Origin of the sequence: Streptomyces sp. NPDC007025, from assembly GCF_042869455.1 — a bacterium.
Classification (GTDB): domain Bacteria; phylum Actinomycetota; class Actinomycetes; order Streptomycetales; family Streptomycetaceae; genus Streptomyces.
In genome coordinates this window covers 516,559-540,242 of the sequence record NZ_JBIAFT010000001.1, presented here as the reverse complement: position 1 = coordinate 540,242, position 23,684 = coordinate 516,559, and the positions used below count along the sequence as shown (strand labels likewise).

Annotated in this window: 17 protein-coding genes; 2 read left to right on the top strand and 15 right to left on the bottom strand. The window is 72.9% G+C overall.

The window, feature by feature from the left end; genetic code table 11:
• Window positions 1–20 precede the first annotated feature (20 nt).
• The 3 genes from ACFYMO_RS02220 to ACFYMO_RS02210 all read right to left on the bottom strand — a co-directional run bounded on the left by ACFYMO_RS02220 (window position 21) and on the right by ACFYMO_RS02210 (window position 6,333).
• The gene (locus ACFYMO_RS02220) at window positions 21–3,218 is read right to left on the bottom strand and encodes a glycoside hydrolase family 2 TIM barrel-domain containing protein (protein ID WP_366770521.1); all 3,198 of its coding nucleotides are present in this window, start codon (window positions 3,216–3,218) and stop codon (window positions 21–23) included.
• Between the two features lie 173 nt (window positions 3,219–3,391).
• Complete coding sequence (locus tag ACFYMO_RS02215) at window positions 3,392–5,314, bottom strand: ATP-binding protein (protein ID WP_388543574.1); 1,923 nt, start codon at window positions 5,312–5,314, stop codon at window positions 3,392–3,394.
• A gap of 353 nt (window positions 5,315–5,667) precedes the next feature.
• Window positions 5,668–6,333, bottom strand: a complete 666-nt coding sequence (locus ACFYMO_RS02210) for an alpha-ketoglutarate-dependent dioxygenase AlkB (protein WP_366770523.1) — start codon at window positions 6,331–6,333, stop codon at window positions 5,668–5,670.
• Window positions 6,334–6,496: 163 nt separating this feature from the next.
• Between ACFYMO_RS02210 and ACFYMO_RS02205 the strand changes: the two genes are divergently transcribed.
• Complete coding sequence (locus ACFYMO_RS02205; RefSeq protein WP_366770524.1) at window positions 6,497–7,291, top strand: tyrosine-protein phosphatase; 795 nt, start codon at window positions 6,497–6,499, stop codon at window positions 7,289–7,291.
• Between the two features lie 62 nt (window positions 7,292–7,353).
• Here the strand turns inward: ACFYMO_RS02205 and ACFYMO_RS02200 are convergent, their stop codons facing one another.
• From ACFYMO_RS02200 to ACFYMO_RS02160, 9 genes are all read right to left on the bottom strand, one after another.
• Window positions 7,354–8,736: an aspartate aminotransferase family protein gene (locus tag ACFYMO_RS02200; RefSeq protein WP_366770525.1), complete on the bottom strand. Its 1,383-nt coding sequence runs from the start codon at window positions 8,734–8,736 to the stop codon at window positions 7,354–7,356.
• Between the two features lie 283 nt (window positions 8,737–9,019).
• Complete coding sequence (hpnH, locus tag ACFYMO_RS02195) at window positions 9,020–10,042, bottom strand: adenosyl-hopene transferase HpnH (RefSeq protein ID WP_366770526.1); 1,023 nt, start codon at window positions 10,040–10,042, stop codon at window positions 9,020–9,022.
• A 7-nt stretch (window positions 10,043–10,049) separates the two neighbouring features.
• Entirely contained in the window at window positions 10,050–10,715 is a 666-nt protein-coding gene (locus ACFYMO_RS02190) for a 1-hydroxy-2-methyl-2-butenyl 4-diphosphate reductase (protein WP_388543572.1), read from the bottom strand.
• Window positions 10,715–12,715, bottom strand: coding sequence for a squalene--hopene cyclase (gene shc / locus ACFYMO_RS02185; protein WP_366770528.1), 2,001 nt, complete (start codon window positions 12,713–12,715; stop codon window positions 10,715–10,717). Before shc ends, ACFYMO_RS02190 begins: the two co-directional genes overlap by 1 nt.
• 51 nt (window positions 12,716–12,766) lie before the next feature.
• On the bottom strand, window positions 12,767–13,948 hold the full coding sequence (locus ACFYMO_RS02180) for a polyprenyl synthetase family protein (RefSeq protein WP_388543570.1): 1,182 nt from the start codon (window positions 13,946–13,948) through the stop codon (window positions 12,767–12,769).
• On the bottom strand, window positions 13,935–15,386 hold the full coding sequence (gene hpnE / locus ACFYMO_RS02175) for a hydroxysqualene dehydroxylase HpnE (RefSeq protein WP_388543568.1): 1,452 nt from the start codon (window positions 15,384–15,386) through the stop codon (window positions 13,935–13,937). Before hpnE ends, ACFYMO_RS02180 begins: the two co-directional genes overlap by 14 nt.
• A 100-nt stretch (window positions 15,387–15,486) precedes the next feature.
• Window positions 15,487–16,416 (bottom strand): presqualene diphosphate synthase HpnD, encoded by a 930-nt coding sequence (gene hpnD, locus ACFYMO_RS02170; RefSeq protein ID WP_366770548.1) that lies wholly within the window; start codon window positions 16,414–16,416, stop codon window positions 15,487–15,489.
• Window positions 16,417–16,475: 59 nt separating this feature from the next.
• Window positions 16,476–17,435 (bottom strand): squalene synthase HpnC, encoded by a 960-nt coding sequence (gene hpnC / locus ACFYMO_RS02165; RefSeq protein WP_366770530.1) that lies wholly within the window; start codon window positions 17,433–17,435, stop codon window positions 16,476–16,478.
• A gap of 339 nt (window positions 17,436–17,774) precedes the next feature.
• A complete protein-coding gene (locus ACFYMO_RS02160; RefSeq protein ID WP_366770531.1) occupies window positions 17,775–18,494 on the bottom strand; it encodes a TetR/AcrR family transcriptional regulator in 720 nt (239 codons plus the stop codon).
• A gap of 115 nt (window positions 18,495–18,609) precedes the next feature.
• On the opposite strand from ACFYMO_RS02160, the gene ACFYMO_RS02155 reads away from it, so the two are divergent.
• Window positions 18,610–20,844: an efflux RND transporter permease subunit gene (locus tag ACFYMO_RS02155; RefSeq protein ID WP_366770532.1), complete on the top strand. Its 2,235-nt coding sequence runs from the start codon at window positions 18,610–18,612 to the stop codon at window positions 20,842–20,844.
• 115 nt (window positions 20,845–20,959) lie between these two features.
• Here ACFYMO_RS02155 and ACFYMO_RS02150 read toward each other — a convergent pair whose 3' ends face one another.
• The 3 genes from ACFYMO_RS02150 to ACFYMO_RS02140 form a co-directional block, all read right to left on the bottom strand.
• The gene (locus ACFYMO_RS02150; RefSeq protein ID WP_366770741.1) at window positions 20,960–21,799 is read right to left on the bottom strand and encodes an ABC transporter ATP-binding protein; all 840 of its coding nucleotides are present in this window, start codon (window positions 21,797–21,799) and stop codon (window positions 20,960–20,962) included.
• Window positions 21,786–22,739 carry an ABC transporter permease gene (locus ACFYMO_RS02145; RefSeq protein ID WP_075000865.1) on the bottom strand — a complete coding sequence of 318 codons (954 nt, stop codon included), beginning with the start codon at window positions 22,737–22,739 and terminating at the stop codon, window positions 21,786–21,788. Before ACFYMO_RS02145 ends, ACFYMO_RS02150 begins: the two co-directional genes overlap by 14 nt.
• Before the next feature lie 66 nt (window positions 22,740–22,805).
• Window positions 22,806–23,678, bottom strand: coding sequence for a glycosyltransferase (locus tag ACFYMO_RS02140; RefSeq protein WP_366770932.1), 873 nt, complete (start codon window positions 23,676–23,678; stop codon window positions 22,806–22,808).
• Window positions 23,679–23,684: the final 6 nt, after the last annotated feature.

Sequence of the window (23,684 nt, the reverse complement as noted above, 5' to 3'; positions counted from 1 at the left end):
GACGCGCACCGGCGCGCGGCTCACCGCACCGCGCGCAGGCGGTAACCGTAGCGGTAGGTGCGATCCGCGTGAAGAACGTACTTCTCCAGCGGCGGAGCTCCCCACGAGTCGTTGCCGCCGACTCCCGTCTGCCGGTGGTTGACGCCGAGCACGGTCGCCTTGCCGGGGCCGAGTTCGTAGGGGTGGCCGGGGCCGTCCAGGTCGGCCGGGGTGTACCGGAGGGCGTTGAGTTCCAGATGGTCACCGTCCTCGGTGGTGACCCGCAACCCGGCGCCGTGCCTGCCGGTCAGCTCGCCCCAGCGCACGCCGGTGACGTTGCCGCACTCCTGCGGGCGTACGTACGGCGTGAGCCGGTCCGCCACGTCGGAGCGATAGCGGCCCACGTGGGCGGCGGTCGCGCGGTCCTGGTAGTTCTCGTGCGGCCCGCGGCCGTACCAGCCGAACGAGGAGAGCTCCCCGGGGAGGGTGAACAGCGCACCCACCAGCGGCAGATCGGGCAGTCCTGAGCCGGGTTCCAGGGTGTGCGCCACCCGCACCTCCCCGTCGCCACGCACCGTGAGGACGGTGGTGAAGGCGCTGCTCGCGGGCGAGGTCGGCAGGGTGCTGCGGACTTCCACGGCGATCTGCGAGCGGCTCTTCCGGGTGACCCGCACGCTGTCGGTGGTGCGCCGGGCGCCCGCCTCCTTCCAGGTCCCGGCGGTGTTCTGGAATCCGCGGCCGCGGTCGTTGTCGGTGGGCGCACGCCAGAAGTTGGGCACCGGACCTTCCGTGAGCAGCACCACACCCCGATGCCGGAAGCCGGTCAGGGTGCCGCGCTCCTTGTCGAGGGTGAGGGAGAAGTCCCGGCCGGTGACGGTGACCTGCTCGCCGGTCTCCTCGTACTCGACGGGCGGCAGCCCGGTCTCCCGCGGCCCCTCGGCGGCCGCCTGCCACTCCGTGAGCGGGAACTGCGCGCCCGCGACCTCGTGCCCGGCCTCGGCCCAGGAGCTGCGCCGCCGCAGGACGAGCGAGAGGTTCAGCCAGTACTCGGCGCCCGGTACCGGCCGGGAGGGGCGTTCGAGGGGCAGCCGCAGGGTGCTCGTCCCGCCGGGGTCGGTACGCGGTGGCCGCACGGTGCCGTGCCCGGTGCGCTCCCCGTCCCGGGTGACCTCCCAGCGCAGTTCGTAGCCGTCCAGACCGGTGAACGCGTACTTGTTGGCGATCCCGACCTCGCCCCGCGCAGCCTTCCCGCCGGAGAAGGCGACCCGCTGGTAGACCCGTTTGACCTCGGCCATCGCGGGGTTGGCCCGGCGGTCGGAGCGGACGACGCCGTTGCAGCAGAAGTTGCCGTCGCTCGGATAGCCGGGGACCCAGTCGCCGCCGTAGGACTGGTAGCTGCGCGAGGAGTCGCCGGGCACCGGCTTCCGAATGGTCTGGTCCACCCAGTCCCAGATGAAACCGCCGTGCAGGTTGGAGTACTTCTCGAAGAGGTCCCAGTACTCCCGGAGGTTGCCGGTGCTGTTGCCCATGGAGTGCGCGTACTCGCACAGCATGAACGGCTTCGTGTTGCCCGACCTGCCGTACCGCTCGACCTCGTCGGGTTTGGCGTACATCCGGCTCTCCACGTCGGCGACCGAACTCATGCCCTCGTAGTGCACGGGCCGGGTGGGGTCGCGCCGGTGGAACCAGTCGGCCATGGTGCGGAAGTTCTCGCCGCTGCCCGCCTCGTTGCCGAGCGACCACAGCACCACGCACGGGTGGTTCTTGTCCCGTTCGACCATGCTGCGGGCCCGGTCCAGGCACGCCTCGGTCCACTCCGGGAGGGAGCCGGGGACGGTGTCGCGGACCCCGTGGGTCTCCAGGTTGGTCTCGCCGATGACGTACAGGCCGTACTCGTCGCACAGCTCCAGCCAGCGGGGCGAGTCGGGGTAGTGCGAGGTGCGGACGGCGTTGATGTTGTGCTGCTTCATCAGTTCGATGTCACGCAGCATCGTCTCCTCCGGCACGGCCTGGCCGTGCACGGGATCCGTCTCGTGCCGGTTGGTGCCCGCGAAGAGCAGCGGCCGGCCGTTGAGGTGCAGTCTCCCGGGCCCGAACGTCACCTCGCGGAATCCGAAGCGCACCCGTTGGACCTCGCTGCGGTCGCCACCCGGGTCCCGCACGGTCAGCACCAGCGTGTAGAGGCTGGGGCTCTCCGCCGACCACAGCCGGGGCGCCCGCACCGTGCCGGTCAGCTCCAGGTCGGCGATGCCGCCCGCCGGGGGCTGTGCGCTGCCGGTGAGGGGGCCGGTGCGCACCCGGTGGCCGTCCGCGTCGTAGAGGACCCCGGAGACGGTGTGTTTCCCGGCCGTGCCGCCGGTGGTGTCGCGTATCCGGGCGCGGACGGTGAGCTCGGCGCTGGTGTGCGCGTCGTCGAGCGCGGTGCGGACCTCGGCGTCGTGGAGATGGACGCGGGGCACCGAGTACAGGTACACGTCGCGGAAGATCCCGGACAGGTCGATCATGTCCTGGTCCTCCAGCCAACTGCCGTCGGACCAGCGGTAGACCTGCACGGCCAGGGTGTTCTCGCCGTCCTGGAGCTGCTCGCCGATGTCGAACTCGGCCGGGGTGTAGCTGTCCTCGCTGTAGCCGACCTGCTCGCCGTTCACCCAGACGAAGAAGGCCGACTTCACTCCCTGGAAGGAGAGGAGGGTGCGCCTGCCGCGCCAGCCCCGGGGCACGCGGAAGGTCCGCCGGTAGGAGCCGACAGGGTTGAACTTCGCAGGGACGTCGGGGGGTTCCGGCTGCTCGTAGCCCGTCCAGGGGTACTTGATGTTGAGGTAGACGGGCTCCCGGTAGCCGTGCATCTCCCAGTTGGACGGGACGGGGAGCCGGTCCCAGTCCCCGTCGTCGAAGTCGGTGCGGTGAAACCCCTCCGGGCGCTTCTCCGGGTTCTCGCACCAGTGGAAGCGCCAGTCGCCGTTCAGCGAGCGGTGGTACGGGGAGTCCCCGGGCCTGCCCTTGAGTGCGGATGCGCGGTCGCGGTAGGGGATGAGGGCCGCGCGCGCCGGTTCGCGGTTCACCTGAAAGACGGTGGGATCGGCGTCCCACTCCCGCCCGCCGTCCCGCCCGTGCGATGTGGCCGGGCTCCGCCGCACGGCGGCGAAGGCCGCCTTCTGTTCGCGGAAGGCAGCCCAGCCCGCCAGAGTGCCACCGGTCGTTGCCAGAAAACTCCGTCGTGCCCATGGCTTCGGATTCATGACTCCACAAGACACCACAGAGCCACATCACTATCAACGCTTTCGCACAACTTCTTTCATCCGGAGGGCGCCGACACGTGCGCGGGCCGACGAGCATCCGTGCCGCGCTCCCGTCCGGGAATCGCGCACCATGCCGCGTGCCGCAGCACCGCCTCGGGCGTGGGGCCGGAGACTCACGCGTCCCGGCCGTGCCCGGCTCCCCGGTGGCGCCCGTGCCGAGCGGCGGGACTCCGCGACCCACCGGTCTGCTCCGCGGCTCCCGCGCCCGGGTCCGGGTCCGGGTCCGGCAGTCGGCCGGGGCCGGCCGGGTCGCCCTGCTGGGGAGTGGTCGCCCCTCCCGGTCCGCTCTCCCCCTCGGCGGGACCGGCCTCGTCCCGGGGCCCGCCCGCGGGATCGTGCTCGGCGGCGGTGCACTGCTGACCGTCGCGCCGGGGCAGCGGAGGACGTCCCGGCGTGGCCTGGGCGCCATCGAGATCCTCGGCCGGCGCGGACGGGGCGAAGGGCAGCGGCGTGGCGGGTCCACGCACCTTGCCGCGCGCCCGGGCCCGCGGCCGCGGATCCGCGGTGTCGCGGCCACCGGTCGGGGCGGTGGCCCCGGCCCGCTCCGGGTCCGCGGCGATCCGCACCCCGGGGGCACGGGCGGCGATGTCGGCCGGGGCGGGAACAGCCGCGGGGGCCGGGGCCGGATCCGCAGCGGGCCGCGGACGGCGGATGTCGGCGCCGGGTCGCGCTCCCGGGACCGGGGTCCCGGGACCGGCGGCGGGGGTCTGCCCGGCCCGGGTCCCACCGCCCGAGCCACCCGCCGGCCCGGGGGCCGGCCGCCGCGTGCCCGCTCCCGGCCCGGCCGCGGTCCCCGGAGCGGCAGCCGCGACCGGCCCGCGCCGCCGACCGGGCGCTGGGGGCGCTGCGGGCGCCGCGGCGCGGTCGGATGCGCTCTCCGGCCGGGCACCGGGGGCGGGTTCGCCGGTGCGGCCGAGCAGACGCTGCGGCAGGACGGCGACGGCCTGCACCCCGCCGTAGATGTTGTTCTGCAACTGGACGACGATGCCGTGCCGCCGGGCCAGGGCGGCGACGACGTAGAGGCCGATGCGGCCGTCCCGCACCAACTCGGCCACGTCGGTCCGGGCGGGCTCGGCGAGCACCGTGTTGAGACGCTGCTGTGCGGCCGGGTCCATGCCCGGCCCCCGGTCCTCGACCTCGACCGCGAGCCCGGCGGCGACGCGCTGGGTGCGCACCAGCACCTGGGCCTCCGGCGGGGAGAAGACCGTGGCGTTCTCGATGAGTTCGGCCAGCAGGTGGACGACGTCCGCGACGGCCTGCCCGTGCACCGTGCCCTCGATCGGGGGCACCAACTGCACTCGCGTGTAGTGCTCGACTTCGGCGACGGCGGAGCGGAGCGCCTCGGAGAGGGAGACGGGGCGGGTCCACCGGCGGTGCGCCGTCGCGCCACCGAGGACTGCCAGGTTCTCCGCGTGCCGCCGGGTGCGGGTGGCGACGTGGTCGACCTGGAAGACACCCTTGAGCAGGTCGGGGTCCTCGATCTCGTTCTCCAGCCGGTCGATGAGTTCGATCTCCCGGTGGACCAGGGACTGGAGCCGGCGGGCGAGGCCGACGAAGACCTCGGCCCGCTCCTCACCGCCCGTGCGCGCCTCGGCCGTCAGTACGACCGCCTCGACAAGGGCGGACTCCGCGGCGCACTGGGCGAGTGCCGCCTGGTGGCCGAGCAGGTCCAGCGCGTCCCCGACGGGTTCGGTCTCCGGGGCCCTGGTGCGGGTCACGGGGCGTTCGCCGTGCCGCAGCGCCCAGAGCATCGACCTGAGTTCGGCCTGCCCCCGCACCAGGTTCCGCCGCAGCGCCGCGCAGCGTGCGGTGCTGCCGCGCGCCTCGGCCTCGGCCAGCAGCCAGGCCCCGCCCAGCGCGGCGGCGACGAGCAGCGCGCCGAGCACCAGCAGGGTCCACAGTCCGGCGCCGATCGGCCGGGCCCCTTCACGGGCTCCCAGCACACAGCCGACGACGAGGGTTCCGGTGGCCGCGACCGCCCCCGAGGGCAGCAGTGCGAGCCGCACCAGGCGGCGCCGTACGGCGGCGTCCCCCACGTTCTCCCGGGCCCGGGTCTGTGTCCGCGGCCTGCCGTGCCGCCGGCGTGCGGGGACGTTTTTGCCGCGCGACGCGGTCGGTGGGACCGCGGGCGAAGCGGAAGCAGATACTCCTCTTCCATTCAGGGTCGCGTAGCTCAGGGATTCGGCCATGGGTTCCTCGGCAGAGTTGAGGCAGGTGAGAAGTCGAACAGACAGCGCGGGACAGTCGGGAGAAAGGTGTCGGCGCCGTGGTCACGCTAGCCCCGGGGATCGGCTCCCCCTGGCCTGTACAAGGGATTCGCCAGGGTTCGCCAGCTCCCAACGAGTGAACCCACCTGGCTTTCGCTTGACAGGGGGTCCACGCCGACCGGTCAGTACGCCCTGACGGTGACGTTCACCCGCCCCCGCAGCCCCAGCCCGGGCGGTGCGGACCCGGGCTCGGTGCGGGGGACGCCGTGGTACGCGCGGCGCGCCGGGCCGCCGAAGACGAACGCGTCCCCGCTGCGGAGCGGCACGTCCCGCCAGGGCCGCCCGCGCCCCTCGGTGCTCCCGAAGCGGAAGACACAGGAGTCCCCCAGGCTGAAGGAGACGACGGGCGCCTCCGAGGGCTCGTCGCTGTCCCGGTGCATGCCCATCCGCGCACCGGAGCCGTAGAAGTTCACCAGCGCCACGTCGTACCGGACGGTGCACGGCCCCGGGCCGTACCGCGGTTCCCCGGCCGCCTCGGCAGCCGCGTCCACCGCGGCCCTGGCCCACTCCCCCAGCCAGCCGGGGAACGGCTTGACGGGCTCCCCGCCGCCGTCCACCACCGTCGGCGCGTATCCGTACGGGTACCAGTGCCGCCCCAGACTCAGCTGGCGCACCGACATCTCTCCGCCGCCCGGCATCCGCACAATCCGCAGCCCCGCGGGCGGCATCGCCCAGCTCCGGCACGCGGCCAGCAGTTCCCGCTGGGCGCCCTCCGCCAGCCACCCGGGCAGCAGGACGGCGCCCGCGGCGACCTCCTCCGCGGGCCGGGGGAACAGCTCCGCACTCACCCGGACCACCCTACGGCGCCGGTCCCGGTCCCCTCGCCGGCGCTGCGAGGGGACCGGGACCGGGCGGGCGGCAGCCGTCGCACGGATCACTGCACAGGGACTGATCGCCTCAGGCATCCATGCCGTATGGTCGGACGACAGGACTCGGAGGCGAGGAGCGCGCGTGAGTGTGGATTCCACCGGGACGGTGCTGACCGGGGTGCGGAACTTCCGGGACGTCGGCGGCCTGCCGACGGCGGACGGGCGGCGGGTGCGTTCCGGCGTGCTCTTCCGCAGCGGGCACCTGGCGCACGCGACACCCGAGGACGCCACCGCGCTCGGCGCACTCGCACTGCACACCGTCTTCGACTTCCGCAACTCCGCCGACCGGGCACTCGACGGCCCCGACATCGAACTGCCGGGCGTGCGCAACGTCAACCTCCCGCTCTCCGACCCGGCCGACGGAGCCGAGTTCTGGCGGCTGGTGCGGGACGGCGAGCTCGACCAGCTCCAGGCGATCCTCGGGGACGGCCTCGCCGCCCGGCGGATGACCGACTCCTACCGCACCATGATCCGCGAGCGGACGGACGAGCACAGCCGGATCCTGCACGCGCTCGCCGAGGACAGCCTGCCCGCACTGCTGCACTGCGCGGCGGGAAAGGACCGGGCGGGCCTCTCGATCGCCATCACGCTGCTGGCGCTCGGCGTCGAGCGGGACGCCGTGGAGGAGGACTACCTCCAGTCCAACCACCCGCACCGGCGCTACCGGATCCACCGCAGCGGCAAGTCCCGGGCGGGGATGTCACCGGAGGTCATGGAACTGCTCGCGCCGCTCTTCGAGGCCCGGGCCGGCTACCTCCACGCGGCGTTCGCCGCCATCGACGAGACCTGGGGCGGCGTGGACGCCTACCTGGTCGAGGGCCTGCGGCTCTCCGAAGCGACCCGCACCCGGCTCAGGTCCCGCCTGCTGGAGTCCTGAGGCCCGGCCCGTGCCCCGCGGGACCGGCGCCGCACCGCTGAGCGAGCAGGGCCCGGCACCCGTCAGCGGTTGGCCACCGCCTGCCTGACCAGGGTGCGCCCGAAGTCCCACACCAGCCCGGCGCCGCTGTGCGCGTCGTCCATGACCTGGGTGAAGGCGGCCACGAACCGGTCCACCTCGGCCTCGCCGACCACCAGCGGCGGGATCAGCTTGATGACTTCCAGATGGTCGCCGGAGACCTGGGTGAGGATCCGGTGCTTCCGCAGCAGCGGAACGACGACCATCTGGGCGAACAGCCCCTTGCGCGCCGCCTGGAGCATCGTCCAGCGGCTCCGCAGCTTCAGCGACCTGGGCCTGCCGAACTCGATGCCGATCATCAGCCCCCGGCCGCGCACCTCGTGCAGCAGCTCGTAGTCGTCCACCAGCGCCGCGAGCCGAGAGCGGAGCAGATCCCCGGTGCGGCGGGCGTTCTCGGTGAGGCGTTCGTCGTCCATGACAGCAAGGGTGGCCAGCCCGGCCGCCATGGCCTGGGCGTTGGAGCCGAAGCTGGCGGAGTGCACCAGCACCCGGTCCATGGACGAGTAGACCTTCTTGAAGATCCACTCCTTGCCGAGGGTCGCTCCGACCGGGACGTAGCCGCCCGAGAGCGACTTGGCCACGCACACCAGATCAGGGTCGACGTCCGGCTCGTGCTGGTAGGCGAAGAAGTCGCCGGTGCGGCCCAGCCCCGTCTGCACCTCGTCCGCGATGAGCAGCGCGCCATGGCGGTGCAGCAGTTCCCGCGCGGCACGCAGATAGCCCGGCGGCGCCGCGTGCACCCCCTTGCCCTGAATGGGCTCGACGACCAGCGCCGCCACGTCCTTCTTCCGCAGCTCGCGCTCCAGCGCCGCCGTGTCGCCCAGCGGCACGGGGGTGTCGGGCAGCAACGGTGCGAACCCGTCGCGGAAGCCGTCCTCCCCGTTGACGGACAGCGAACCGGTGGTCAGGCCGTGGAAGGCGTGGTCGCAGTACAGCACCCTGGGTCTGCCGGTGGCGTACCGGGCGAACTTGAGCGCCGTCTCCACCGCCTCGGTGCCGCTGTTGCCGAAGAAGACCCTGTCGAGCCCGGGAGCGCGGGCCAGCAACTGCTCGGCCAGCAGCCCCGGCAGCGGCTGGCAGTCGAAGCGGGTGAGGTCGGCGAGCTGCGCGTCCAGTACGTCGTGCAGCGCCCGCCGTACCACGGGATGGTGCCGGCCCACGCCCATGACGCCGAAGCCGGCCAGCATGTCGAGGTACGCGTCGCCCTCGGCGTCGTAGAAGTAGGCGCCCTCGGCGCGGTCGTAGACCTTGTCGAAGCCGATGGTGCGCAGCATGCGCGGAAGCTGGTGGTTGAGATGGCGCATGTGCAGCTCGTAGCGCTCGCCGCTCCGTTCGGCCAGCAGCTTCGTCAGGTCGAAGCCGGTCACGCCGTACTCCCCTCACCCGTACGGGCCGCGCCCGCGTGCGCGGCGCTCCGCCGGTGGCTCTCCCGTCCCCGCACCGCGCCCCCGCGCCGGGTCTGCTCCCCGTGCGGCAGGCCGGCGGACTCCGGCAACGACATGCTCGGCCCCCTGCTCTGGCGTATCGGTCCCCTGGCCGGCCCCTCGGCCCGGTGATCCGGACCGGGGGCGGCACCCGGCGAAAGCCGGGTCGTGTCTGCGCAGTCCCGTCTGCCCGTCACCCGGGCGGACGGGACTGCGCAGACACGACCTACCCCGCCTTGCTGCCCGCCGCCTCGCGGGCGGCACGCAGCGACTCCTTGAGGGAGCCCATGGTGGCCAGCACGGCGGTCGGCTCGTATCCGCAGTGCGCCATGCAGTTCGCACACCGAGGGTCCTTGCCGCGCCCGTACTTGTCCCAGTCGGTCTCCTCGACCAGCTCCCGGTAGGTGGGCACATAGCCGTCGCTCATCAGATAGCAGGGCCGCTGCCAGCCGAAGAGGGAATAGTTGGGGATGGCCCAGGCCGTGCAGTCGAAGTCGGCCTTGCCCTCCAGGAAGTCGAGGAAGAGGGGGCTGTGGTTGAGCCGCCACCGGTCCCTGTTGCCCTGCGCGAACGCCTTCTTGAACAGCTCCCTGGTCTGCTCGACGCCCAGAAAGTGCTCCTGATCGGGCGCCTTCTCATAGGCGTAGGCGGGCGAGACCATCATCTCGTCCACCTGCAGCTCGTCGTTGAGGTAGTTCAGCACCTCCACGACGGTCTGCGGAGTGTCGGTGTTGAAGAACGTGGAGTTGGTGGTGACCCGGAATCCCCGGCGCTTGGCCTCCTTCATCGCGGCCACCGCCTCGTCGAACACGCCCTCCTTGGCGACGGATTCGTCGTGCCGCTCCCGCAGTCCGTCGATGTGCACGGCGAACGCGAAATAGGGCGAAGGGGTGAATTCGTCCATCTTCTTGCGCAGCAGCATGGCGTTGGTGCAGAGGAAGACATACTTGCGCCGGGCCACCAGCTGCCGCACGATCTCGCCGATCTGCGGGTGCATCAGCGGCTCGCCGCCCGCGATGGAGACCATCGGCGCCCCGGACTCCAGCACCGCCCCCACCGCCTGGGCCACCGGCATCCGCTGCTTGAGCACTCCGGCGGGATGCTGGATCTTCCCGCACCCCTCGCACTTGAGGTTGCACGCGAAGAGCGGTTCCAGCTCCACGATGAGCGGGAATCTCTCCCGCCTGCGGAGCTTCTGCTGGAAGAGATACGTCCCGATACGGAGCGTCTGGCGGAGCGGCATGGCCATTTCTGGCTCACCTCCAGGGGAGCAGCAGGGATCGGTGCCATTCGAGAAAGGCGGGCAGGACTCCGCGAAGCACGCGGAATGCCGATATTCCACCCCGCAGTGTCCCGATGCGGATCAGTTCATGGCCGGGAGCGTCCACCACCACCCGTACGGCCGCAACCGGGCGCCGGGCCGTGCCCGCCGCAGCGGTGTCCAGAGCGGCGGCGGACTCCATGTCCGCGGCGATGGCTCCGGTCTCGTGCAGGACCGCCCTGGCCCGGCCCCGCACCACATGGTCGGTGCCCACCAGCGGGCCCACATGGACGGTTCCGTACCGGGCCGCGGCGGCGGCAAGCAGTTCGGTCCCGGTGCACGGCGTGTGGCCCCGGGCGTCGCGGGTCTGCGCGGCCACCACCAGGTCACCCGGCCGCATCCCGGGCGCCAGCCCGGCGCAGAAACCCGTGGCCAGCACCGCGGTGGCGCCCGGCACCGTCTCCCCGGCGAGCGCCCCGGCCAGGGCGCGCCGGGCGGCCTGCGCACCCATGCCGCTGCGCACGAGGCGCACGTCCCCGGCGCCGGCTCCCTCGTCCGGGTCCCGGCCGCCCGGATGCTCCAGGCCCCGGCGCAGCGCGAGGTGCTCGATGCCGAGCGCACACGTCAGCAGCAGCGGGCCCGGGGCCGCCGGGCTCTCCATCAGGCTCCCCGCCGCACGGCCCGCGCCAGGCCGTCACCGTGCAGATAGCGGCCCAGTGCCGTGAGCGGAAAGACCATCCGGTAGAGGTGGTAGTTGATCGAGAAGTCCCAGGGGAATCCGGTCCCGGTGAAGTACGGCTCGTCCCAGTAGCCGTCCTCGCGCTGGGTGCCGGCCAGCCAGGCGATGCCGCGCTCGACAGCCTCGCTCTCCCGCTCCCCCGCGGCCAGCAGCGACATCAGCGCCCATCCGGTCTGCGAGGCCGTGGAGGTGCCGGTGCCGCTCCACCCCGGGTCGATGTACGAGCGCAGATCCTCGCCCCAGCCCCCGTCGGTGTTCTGCACGCGCTCCAGCCAGTCGACGGCGCGTCGCACGGCGGGGTGTGAGGCGGGGAGCCCGGCGGCGACCAGCGCCGGGACGACGGAGCCGGTGCCGTAGAGGTAGTTGACGCCCCAGCGGCCGAACCAGGAGCCGTCGGCCTCCTGCTCCGCCAGCAGCCAGGAGACGGCCCTGCGGGTGCGCGGGTCGTCCTGTCTGCCCTCGGCGGCCAGCATCTCCACCACGTGGGCTGTCACATCGGCCGACGGCGGGTCGATGACCTCGCCGAAGTCGCAGAACGGCAGCCGGTTGGGGAACCTGCTGGTGTTGTCGGCGTCGAAGGCACCCCACGCGCCGTCGCCGGACTGCATGCCCAGGGTCCAGCGCACTGCGCGCCCGACGGCGCGTTCGACCCGCTCGGGGTCGGGGTGCCGGATGCGGCGCAGCGCGAGCGCGACCTCGGCGGTGTCGTCGGTGTCGGGGTAGTTGTCGTTGTGGAACTCGAACGCCCAGCCGCCAGGTGTCAGCCGGGGGCGGCGCACCGACCAGTCCCCGGGGCGGACCACCTGCTCACCCAGCATCCAGTCGGCGGCCTTGACCAGCGCCGGATGGTCGCGGGGCAGTCCGGCGTCCGCCAGCGCGATGGCGGCCAGGCAGGTGTCCCAGACCGGGGACTGGCAGGCCTCGACCATCCGGGTCCGCTCATCGGGCCAGACGGCGAAGCGGTCAAGCGACTCCAGTCCGGCCCGCATCACGGGGTGGTCGAGGTCGTAGCCGAGCAGCCGCAGCGCGATCAGCGAGTAGACGGCGGGCGGCTGGATACCGCCCCAGCAGCCGTCGTTCTCCTGGCGCTCGATGATCCAGCGTGAAGCGTCCTTGAGCGCCGCCCGGCGCAGGCGGCGGGGCGCCACCCTGCGGTAGGCGTGCAGCGCCCGGTCGATGCGCTGGAAGGCGCCGTCCCAGCTGTTCGGCGGCGCCATCGGGGTGTGCGGCTGCGGGCGGGCCGGATCCCGGTGCAGCTCGTCCAGGTCGAAGGGGGCGGGGCGGACGGGCCGGAAGGCGGAGACGACGGTGAGGGGCACGATGGTCTGCCGGGCCCAGCAGCCGAAGTCGTAGATGTTGAGCGGGACCCACTTGGGGAGATAGATGATCTCCGGTGGCAGCTCCGGCAGGTCCTCCCAGCGCCACCACCCGAACAGCGCCAGCCAGATCCGGGTGAAGACCCTGGCCTTGGCCACCCCGCCGTGTGCGCGCACCCACTCCGCCGCGCGGACCATGTGGGGGGCCTCGGGGTGGTCGCCGGCCAGCTTGAGCGCGACGTACCCCTCGACGGTGGTGGACAGGTCACCCGGCCCGCCGTGGAAGGTGGACCAGGCCCCGTCCGCGTGCTGCCGGGAGCGGATGAACCGGGCGGCGGCCGTGTAGGTCTTCTCGTCGCCGATACCGAGGAACTCGCGCAGCAGCAGATCCTCGGCATCCATGGTGACGTTGGTCTCCAGGTCCCCCTTCCACCATCCGGCCTCGTCCTGGCGGGCGAGCAGATGGTCCACGGCACGGGCCGCGGCGCGTTCGGCGGCCGCGGTGGCGCCGCCGCTCCGGGCCGGGTCCAGGACAGTGGAGTCGCGCCTGTGCTGCTTCGTTCCGGAGACGCCGGGTCCAGCGGGTCCGTCCGTCGTGGCTGTCATCCCTTCTCCTTCCGAAGTGTCCGAGTGCTCGGAGCTGCGGGGGCGGGCGGCTCACCCCCGCCGTACGACGACGAAGTCGGCGAGCGCGGCGAACTGGTCGCGCACCCTGCCGGGCATCTCCACCGAGTCCAACGCCGCCAGCGCCGTGGCGTGCTGGCGCTGGGCCTCCTGGACGGTCCACTCGCGCCCGCCGGCCTCCTCGATCAGCGCGGCGCGTTCGGCGAACTCCGCCTCCTGGAAGTCCTCGAACTCCGCCTGGCTCTTCTTCGCGTCCTCCGTCATCAGTTTCGCGAGCCGCGCCGCAGCGGGCCCGTCGGAGCCGAGCGCGGCGGCCACCGGCAGCGACTTCTTGCGCTGCCGCAGGTCGCTCCAGGTCTGCTTGCCGGTGGCCTGCGAGTCGCCCCAGATGCCGAGCAGGTCGTCGACGGCCTGGAAGGCGAGGCCGAGGTGGTGGCCGTACGCCTCCATCGCGTCGGCCGTACGGTCGTCGGCGCCGCCGAGGACCGCGCCGATGGAGGCGGCGCAGGCCAGCAGCGCACCGGTCTTGTTGCCCTCCATCTCCAGGCACTCCTCCACCGTCACCCGGTCGCGGTGCTCGTAGGAGATGTCCTGCGCCTGCCCGTCGATGAGCTTCCGGGTCGCCATCGTCAGCCGCCGGGTGGCGCGCCCGGCCTCCGGGGTTCCCAGCTCCAGCAGTATCTCCCCGGCCAGCGCGAAGAGTGCGTCGCCGACCAGGATGGCCTGCGCGGGCCCGTGCACCTTCCAGACGGTGTCGCGGTGGCGGCGCTGCTCGTCGCCGTCCATCAGGTCGTCGTGCAGCAAGGAGAAGTTGTGCACCAGCTCGACGGCGACCGCGCCGGGCAGGCCGGTCTCCGGTGCGCCTCCGGTGACCTCGGCCGAGAGCAGGGCCAGGGCCGGGCGTACCGCCTTGCCTCCCCCGGACTCGGAGGGGCGGCCCTCGGCGTCGGTCCAGCCGAAGTGGTAGGCGGCGACGGTGTCCATCGGCGGGGCGAGCCGCTCGACCGCCGCGCGCAGCTCGGGGGTGGCGAGGGTCCGCCCCCGCTCCAGCATCGCGCTCACGTCCCCGGGCCCGGCCTCTTCTGCCTGCACGCGCTCGTTCACGAGTTGTCGGTTCGGCGGGGTCACAGGGTCTCCTCTGTGCGGTGCTGTCGTGCCGGCTGTACGGATCCGGCCGGCCGGGCCGGCCGGATCTGCTGCGTCAGTGGTGCTCATGGGCCCTTCCTTCGGTGCCGGGGACCGGTTCCGCGCTGTGCGGACGGCCCAGTGAGGCGAGGGCCTCGCGCGCGGCGTTCGCTCCACTGCGTACCGCGCTCTCCATGGTCGCGGGCCAGCCCGTGGCGGTCCACGCACCGGCGAGCTGGATGCCCGGCGCCAGGGTGCGCGCCAGCGGGCGCAGCCGCCCCACTCCGGGCGCGGGGTCGAAGGTGGCGGTGCGCTCCCGGGTGACGAAGAAGTCCCGCACTCCGGCTCCCGCGGCCGCGGGCAGCAGCCGCTCCAGTTCGGGGAGGTACCGCTCCCGGAGCGCGGCCACCGGCAGGTCGATCTCCTGGTGCGCGACCGACTGGGAGAGCGCGAGGTACTGGCCGCCGCCGGTGAGCCCGGAGGCGGCGGTACGGTCGAAGACCCACTGGACCGGGGTGCCGAGCGCGGCGAAGAACGACCTGCGCAACACCGTGCGGTCGTAGACCACGTGGACGTTGAGGATCGGCGCGGTGCCGATGTCCAGCAGCCGCCCGGGGTCGGCGAGCGCTCCGGCGGGCAGCAGCCGGTACGCCTCGCGCTGGGGCACGGCGAACACCACCGTTCCCGCGGTCAGCTCCGCGGCTCCGCTGCCGCCCCGGTCGACGGTGACCCGCCAGCCGCCGTCCTCGGTGGGGGCGGGGTCGACGGCCCGCGCCCGGGTGCGCAGCAGGGTGCGCACGCCTGCCGCGTCCAGGGCGGCGCGCGCCCGGTCGTCGTGGATGTCGGCGAGCGGCACGTGCGCCCAGCCGATGTCGGCGGCGCCGGGTTCGGAGAGCAGGCCGGTGCGGAAGACCTTCGCCGCGAGGCCCAGCGACGCCTGCGGCGCGCGGGCGTTGAGGGTGGCGGTCCCCACCAGGTCCCAGAGCGCTTCGACGGCACGCGCGGACTGGCCGTGCCGGTGCAGCCAGGTGCCGAAGTCGACGGCGTCCAGGGCGGGATCGTCCGGGTCGAGTCCCTTGAGGGCGAGCGCCGCACGGGCGACGGCGGCGCGTTCGGCGGCCGAGAGGTGCCGGTACCCGGCCAGGCTCGCGGCCAGGTGCAGCGGTACGGGGAGCGCGGCGCGGCGCAGCCGTGCGAGCCGCGGCCGGGGCGCGCCGACGTCGAGGACCGGCACGTCCAGCCGGTCCTGCAGCGGGGCCAGCCCGCCGGCACCGACCCGGTCCAGGTACCAGCGGTAGGCGGTGCAGCAGCGCAGGTAGACGTGCTGGCCGTTGTCGACCGTCAGCGGCCCGGCGGCGGAGTCGCGCCGGAAGGAGAAGGCGAGACCGCCCAGCCGGGGCCGGGTCTCCACCAGGGTGGTCTGCACACCGGCCTCGGCGAGCCGCAGCGCGGCCGTCGTCCCGGCGAGGCCGCCGCCGAGGACCACCGCACGCCGCGCGGCGCCGGACCGCTCCTCGTCCGCGGTCATGGACGCTCCTCCCCCGGGCGCGGCGCTCTGGGCACGGCCCGCATCCGCTGGGACGCCGCTCCGGGGCCGGGGGTTGTCCGGCGCCCCGCGCCCAGCGGCATCAGGCGATCCCCCGGGACGTCCGGCGGGAGACCAGCCGGGCGTCGAAGCCGGACAGGCCGCGTACCGCCACGTACGCCTTCTCGTGCCCCGGCAGCGAGACGCGCCCGCGGAGCACGGCGGCGGGGTCCGCCGCGATGCGGTCCAGCAGGCGGTGGTAGATCCCGGCCATGGCCGCGACGCAGGCGCCCGAGCGCCGGTCGAGCATCGGCAGCAGCCGGTAGCCCTCGGCGAACAGCGCACGTGCGCGCCGTACCTCGAAGTGGACCAGCCCGGTGAAGTCGGCGCCGGGCGGCACCGTGTCGGTGGTAAGTCCCGTGGTACAGCCAAATTTCTCGAGATCCTCCGCCGGCAGGTACGTTCTTCCGCCCTCGGCGTCTTCCCGTACGTCGCGGAGAATATTGGTCAGTTGGAGGGCGAGCCCCAGGGTGTCGGCGTACTCGGAGGCGCGGGCGGATTCGTGTGCGCCGGGGACGGTTCCGAAGACGCCGAGCGAGAGCCGCCCGATGGCACCCGCCACACAGCGGCAGTACGCCTTCAGGTCGTCCCACGTCTCGTAGGAGACGCCGCGGACGTCCATGAGGACGCCGTCGATCAGCTCGTCGAGCGCGTCGAGGGGGATGGGGAACCGCCCGGCGGCGTGGCTGACCGCGACCGCGACCGGGTCGGTGTCGTCCCGGGCGATCCCGCGGTCCCTGATCCGCGCGAGCAGTTCCCGGGTCTCCTCCAGGCGCCGGCGTTTGGCCTCCGGGGGGAGGTCGCCGTCGCCGATGTCGTCGACCCGCCGGGAGAAGGCGTACAGCGCGGACATCGCGTGCCGTTTGGCCGCCGGCAGCAACCGGATGCCGTAGGCGAAGTTGCGGGCCTGCTGCCCGGTGACGGCCTCGCAGTAGCGGTAGGCGGCGATCACCTGCGGGTGGAGGTGCTGCACCGGGCCGGCCGGGGCCGGGTCCGCTCCGGTGGTCCTCGCGTTCGTTCCCACCGTTCCGGTCACCCCTCTCCTCGCAGGCTCGCCCAGGACTCGCGCAGGACGCCGGCGGTGCCGGCCCGGGGAGCCCCTGACAGTACGTCGTAGCGCGCGGAGCGCAGCGCGGCGGCCGCCGCGCGCCCGCCGCCGGTGAAGCCCGCGAGCAGCAGCCGGAGCCTGCCACGCACGCTGCGCACCAGCGGCGTGCCCTCGTCCAGCAGGTCCAGGGCCCGCTCGGTCTCGTAGGCGATCAGGGCGCGCACGGAGGCGTTCGCGGTCGGGCCCGCGAGGTCGGCCTCGGTGACCCGGAAGCGGGCCAGGTCCTCGGCCGGCAGGTAGATCCGGTCGCGGGCCAGGTCCTCGGCGACGTCCTGGAGGTGCTCGATGAGCTGGAGCCCGGTGCAGACCGCGTCCGAGTGGCGCACCCGTTCGGGTGTCGTGGTGCCGGTGAGGGCGAGGACGAGGCGGCCCACCGGGTTGGCGGACAGCTCGCAGTAGCCGAGCAGCTCGGCGTAGGTGCTGTAGCGGCGGACCTTCTGGTCCTGCCTGTTGGCCTCGATCAGGGCGAGGAACGGCTCGGGGGTCAGGCCGTGGCGCCGGACGGTGGGCACCAGGGCCCGCAGCAGGGGGTGGCCCGGTCCCGCGGCACGGGAGCGGCTGCTGGCCGCGGGCTGCGCGGGCGCCGTCGAACCGCCCCAGGGCAGGCCGTCGAACACCCGGTGCACGTCGGCCTCGAACGCGTCGAGCATGGCGAGCGCGTCGTCGGCGCGTTCGGGTGCCAGGCCGAGCGAGGAGGCGTGTGCGGGCGCGGCGGCGCCCAGGTCGCCGTCGCCGATGTCGTCGACGAGGCGCGCGTACCCGTAGACGGCCATCAGGTCGTTCCGCCAGGCGCGGGGCAGGAAGCGGGGCGCCACCGGAAAGTTCTCCGCTTCGGCCTTGGAGAGCACCGCGCTCGCGTGCGCGTCCTCCTCCGGGGTCACCACGTGCTGCCCATGGCCATTGCCGTCACATCTCCGTTTCTACACCGCTGCACCAGAAGATCCTATTTCGGACACGCCGCACGCGCTGGCCTGCGGAAGCGGCCGTCGGTACAGGTGGGCCGATGCTCCGTTCGCCGGACTTACCGCGCATCAGCACCGAAACAGCTTACGCCGTACATCGACCGTGCGTGCGAGGGGTGACGGCGTGCGGACGGGACTCGGCACGGCCGCGGGAGCGCACCCGGCCGGGGCGGCGGGGGCGGGGCGGCGGGCGCGAGTGGCTGCGGGCCGGCCCGGATCCGGTACCGCGCCGCCCGACGTGCGGCTGCGCACGGCCACCCGTCAGGAGGCGGCCAGTCCGGCGAGGACGTCGTGCAGCACCCGGTCGACGACGTAGCCGGACTCCTCCTCGGTGAGTGCGTCCAGGGGGCCGTCGAGAAAGAGCATGGCCGTGCCGTGGACCATGGCCCAGGCGCTCAGTTCGGCACCGGGCCGGCGGTCGGGGGCGATCAGGCCGACCGCGACCGCCTCGTCCAGGGTCTCGGTGAGCATGTCGAACGAGCGGGTGTCCCACCCCGACGCACCGTCGGTCTCGATGACGGAGCCGTCCTCGGTGATGCCGACGCCGCCCAGCACCTTGCGGCAGAAGGCCGTGCGGAAGAGGCCGGGCTCCTGCCGGGCGAAGCGGATGTAGCCGCGGCCCAGCGCCATCATCCGCTGCCTGGCACCCTCCGGCCCCTCGCCGTGCACCTCGCGTCCGCCCGCCTCCATGCAGGCGACCAGGCGCTGCTGGCCGTAGTCCTTGACCGCGCCCAGCAGGTCCCCGTGACTGTCGAAGTGCCGGTAGGCGGCGGTGGCCGAGACGCCGACCTTGCGGGCGGCCGCGCGCAGCACCACGGCGTCCGGACCACCCTCGGCCGCCAGTTCGATGGCGGCCTGGATCAGCGCGTTGCGCAGGTCTCCGTGGTGGTACCGGTCCTTGCCGCGGCCACCCGCCGCCCTGCCGGATCCCGCGGAGACACCCCCCGCTCCTCCGCCCGTCGCTTCGGTGTTCGCTCGCATACTTCCATCCTGCCCGATGTTGACAGGAATAACATTCCTGGCATCCTCTATGTTGACGCCGTGAACATCCGTGCGGCGCCGAATACCCACTCCACTGCGCTCCCCGGGGGACGACGTGCTCGACCGCATAGCCGACCTGACGTACCGCAGAGCACGAACCGTGCTCCTGCTCTCCCTGCTGGCCGTTGTGGCGCTGGCCGCCGTCGGCTTCGGCGCCTTCGGCAAACTCCAGGGCGGCGGATTCGACGACCCCGACTCGCCCTCCTCGCGCGCCGCCACACTGATCGACGAGAAATTCCACGGCGAGGACAACCTGGTCCTCCTCGTCCGCGCCAAGGGCGGCGACCTCGACGCGCCCGCCGCCGAGCAGGCCGGGCGGAAACTGACCCGCGGACTGCGCGACGAGCCCGGCGTCTCGCAGGTCACCTCCTACTGGGCGCCCGGCGGGGCGGCACTCACCTCCCGCGACGGCGCACAGGCCCTGGTCCTCGCACACATGGACCAGAACGACACCGAGCGGGTCACCGAGGTGACCGAGGCGTGGAGCGGCGACCGCGGCGCGGTCACGGTCCGCGCGGGCGGCGGGGCCGCGCTGAACGAGCAGGTCAACGCGCAGGTCTCGGAAGACCTCGCGGTGGCCGAGGGGATCGCCGTACCCGTGACCCTGATCCTGCTCATCCTCGCCTTCGGCAGCGTCGTCGCCGCGCTGCTGCCGCTGGCCATCGGGCTGGTGGCGATCCTGGGCACCTTCGCCGAGCTGTACCTCCTCGGCAGCGTCACGGACGTCTCGGTCTTCGCGGTCAACCTCACCACCGCACTGGGGCTCGGCCTGGGCATCGACTACGGACTGCTGCTCGTCAGCCGCTTCCGGGAGCGGCTCGGCGCGGGTGACGACACGGCGCAGGCACTCCGCACCACCGTCCGCACGGCGGGGCGTACCGTGCTCTTCTCCGCCTCGACCGTCGTGGCGGCCCTCGCCGCCCTGCTGCTCTTCCCGCCGTTCTTCCTGCGCTCCTTCGCCTACGCGGGCATCGGAGTGGTGGCCATCGCCGCACTCGCGGCACTCTTCCTGGTCCCGGCGCTGCTGGCGGTGCTCGGGCACCGCGTGAACAACGGCCGGCTGCCGTGGGCGGACGCGGTGCGCAAACCGGAGGCTCCGCTGTGGGGCCGGATGGCCCGCACCGTGATGCGGCGGCCGGCGCTGACCGCACTCCCGGTACTGGCCGTACTGCTGCTGGCCGCGAGCCCGCTGCTGGGCGCCACCTTCGGCACGCCGGACACCCGGGTGCTGCCCGAGAGCGCCGAGAGCCGCCAGGTCTCCACAGCGCTGCAGCAGGACTTCGCGGGCAACGACGCGGCGGGCATCTCCGTGGTCACCCGGGGCCGCGCCGACGCGCAGGCCGTGGACGCGTACGCCGCACGGCTCTCCCGGCTGGAGGGCGTCACCCGCGTCCAGGCGGCGACGGGCACCTACGCGCAGGGCCGCGCCGTGCGCGGCCCCGGGAAGGCGGGCCCCGCGTTCGAGCAGGACGGCATCCACCGGCTGTCCGTCACCTCGCGCCTGACCCCGGCCTCCGGACCGGCACAGGACCTGGTGCGGGAGATCCGCGGAACGGCCGGGCCGGGGGGCACCGGGACGTTGGTGGGCGGCCAGGACGCACAGCTGATCGACTCCAAGGCCGCCATCGCCGACAAGCTGCCCGCCGCCGTGGCCTGGGTGATCGGCTCCACCTTCGTCCTGCTGTTCCTGTTCACCGGCAGCGTCCTGCAACCGCTGCGCGCCCTGGTGCTCAACGCGGTCAGCCTGACCGCCTCGATCGGCGCGATGGTGTGGATCTTCCAGGACGGCCACCTCTCCTCGCTGCTGGGCTTCACCGCGATGCCCATGGACACCTCCATGACGGTGCTGATGTTCTGCATCGTCTTCGGTCTCTCCATGGACTACGAGGTCTTCGTCACCAGCCGCATCAAGGAGCTGCACGACGCCGGCGCCGACCACCGCGAGGCGGTGACCGGCGGCCTCTCGCGCACCGGACGGATCGTGACCATGGCAGCGGGGCTGCTGGCCGTCAGCTTCTTCGCCTTCGCCACCAGCAAGGTCTCCTTCATCCAGATGTTCGGCCTCGGCAGCGGCCTGGCCATCCTGATCGACGCGGTCGCGGTGCGCGGTGTGCTGGTGCCCGCCGCGATGCGGCTGCTGGGGCGCTCGGCCTGGTACGCGCCGGGCCCGCTGCGGCGGCTGCACGCCAAGGTGGGGCTGAGCGAGGCCCCGGACGAGCCCGAAGCGGCCGGGCCGCACCGCGAGGAGCCGGGCGAGCGGGAGCCGGAGCCGAGCCGCACCGGAGGGTGACCTGCGGCTGAGCACAGCGCGGCGGCCCCCGTACCCGGTGCCTACCGGGTACGGGGGCCGCCGCCGCGGGAACCGGAACCGACGGGGCCGGAGCCCCGCCGGGCCGGTGCTCCGACTACTTGCTGGTGAACTTCTCGTACTCCTTGAGGACCTCTTCGGTGGGTCCGTCGAGCAGCAGCTCGCCCTTCTCCAGCCACAGCACCCGCTCACACGTGTCGCGGATGGACTTGTTGTTGTGGCTGACGAGGAAGACCGTCCCGGCGTCCTTGCGCAGCTCGCGGATGCGCGCCTCGGAGCGCTTCTGGAACCTCTTGTCGCCGGTGGCCAGCGCCTCGTCGATCATGAGGACGTCGTGGTTCTTGGCCGCGGCGATGGAGAAACGCAGCCGCGCGGCCATCCCGGAGGAGTAGGTCCGCATCGGGAGGGTGATGAAGTCGCCCTTCTCGTTGATGCCGGAGAAGTCGACGATTCCCTGGTAGCGGTGCTGGATCTCCTCCCGCGACATCCCCATCGCCAGGCCGCCGAGGACGACGTTCCGCTCCCCGGTCAGGTCGTTCATCATGGCCGCGTTGACGCCCAGCAGCGAGGGCTGGCCGTCGGTGTAGACCTTGCCGCTCTCCGCGGGCAGCAGCCCCGCGATGGCTTTGAGCAGCGTGGACTTGCCCGAGCCGTTGGAGCCGATGAGGCCGATGGCCTGGCCCCGGTAGGCGGTGAAGTTGACGCCCCGCACCGCATGCACCTCGCGCATCCCGCCGCCCGGCTTGCGGCGCACGATGCGGTTGAGGGCCGCGGTGGCACTGCCCTTCCCCTTGGAGCCGCCGTAGACGCGGTAGACGATGTGCAGGTCCTCGGCGATGACGGTGGGCACCCAGGGGCCTGGGGTCTGCTCCGCCTCGGCCTCGGTCTTGGTGCCGGCGGGTGCTCCGCTCTGCTCGGTCTGCTCAGCCACGGCCATAACGCTCCTCCGCCTTCCAGAAGAAAACAAATCCGCCGACGCCGACGAGCACCGCCCAGCCGAGGGCGAGGGCCCAGACGTGCGGGGGGAGCTGGTCGCTGGGGTAGGCGTCGATGAGCGAGAACCGCATCAGGTCCATGTAGACCGCGGCGGGATTGGCCTGCAGGAGATCGCTGACCCAGCCCGGCGCGTGCGCCCGGTTCTCCAGCATGTACTTCAGGGGGAACATCACGCCCGACCCGTACATCCACGTACGGGTGATGAAGGGCATGAGCTGCGCCAGGTCCGGCGTCCTGCTGCCGAGGCGGGCCAGGATCAGCGCGAGTCCGGTGTTGAAGACGAACTGGAAGGCCAGCGCGGGTACCACCAGCAGCCAGGAGAACTGCGGCAGCTTGCCGAACCCGAGCAGGATCACGACCAGCACGATCATCGAGTAGAGGAGCTGCTGGAGCTGCTGGAGCGCCACCGAGATCGGCAGCGCGGCGCGCGGGAAGTGCAGCGCGCGCACCAGTCCGAGGTTGGAGGAGATCGCCCGGACGCCGGTGAGCACCGAGGTCTGGGTGAAAGTGAAGACGAACACCCCGGTGATCAGGAACGGGATGTAGTTCTCCTGACCGCCCGGGGTGCCCTTCCGGCCGCCCAGCAGCAGACCGAAGATGAAGTAGTAGACGGCCGCGTTCAGCAGCGGCGTGGCGACCTGCCACAACTGGCCCAGCTTCGCCTGGCTGTACTGTGCCGTCAGCTTCGCCCGGGAGAAGGCGAGAATGAAGTGCCGCCGTGCCCAGAGCTGCCGTACGTAGTCGGGCAGCGAAGGGCGCGCCCCGCTGACCGACAGCCCGTACTTGGCCGCGAGTTCGGCCGGAGTCAGCCGGTCGTCCAGTGACGGCGGAGGCAGTACGCCGACCGACTTGTCGGCACTGTCGTGGGTTTTCTCGCTCACGTTGGAAACTTTCGTCCTCACACTGCGCAAGTGGATCCGGGGCTGATGCTCGCAGGGACGAGCTTGTCAGATCACGGGCGGGCGTCCCAGCCGCGTCAGACGCCATACCGTACGCCACCGCATCGGCCTTCGGCTGCCCGCGGGTGTGGTCCAGCCTTCCTTGAAACCGCCCAGCCAGGCGCGCAGCGCGGGCATGGAGGGGCGGCGGGCGAGCGTCAGCAGCAGCCATACGGTCAGGTACACGGGGACCAGCGGCGCGGGCAGGTTGCGGCGCGCGAGCCAGACCCGGTTGCGGGCCACCATCCGGTGGTAGACCGCGTGCCTGCTGGGGGCCGTGGTCGGGTGGTGCAGCACCATGTCGGCGCGGTACTCGATGCCCCAGCCGGCGTCCAGGGCGCGCCATGCCAGGTCGGTCTCCTCGTGCGCGTAGAAGAATTCGTCCGGCAGTCCGCCGACTTCCGCCAGCACCCGGGTCCGTACGGCGTTGGCGCCGCCCAGGAAGGTGGTGACCCTGGAGGAGCGCAGCGGGTCGGAGGCGCGCAGCCGGGGCACGTGCCGGCGCTGGGTGACGCCGGTGTCCGGGTCGGCGATGCGGAAGGTGACGATGCCCAGGCCCGGGTCGGCCTCGAACGCCTCGCGCACCAGTTCGGCCGTGTCGGTCGAGGGCAGCAGCCCGTCGTCGTCCAGGAAGAGCAGCGCGTCCACCTCGCCGCCCGACGGCCCGAACGCCTCGATGCCGACATTCCGCCCACCGGGGATGCCGAGATTTTCCGGAAGCTCGACCGTCCGTACACCGTCCGGCAGCGCGGGCAACGGCGCGCCGTTACCCACCACGACCACCTCGATCGGTTCGCCCTCCTGATCGGCGACCGACCGCAGCAGCGCGCGCAGCTCCTCGGGACGGTTGCCCATCGTGAGCACGACGGCACCCAGCCGCATCGCCTT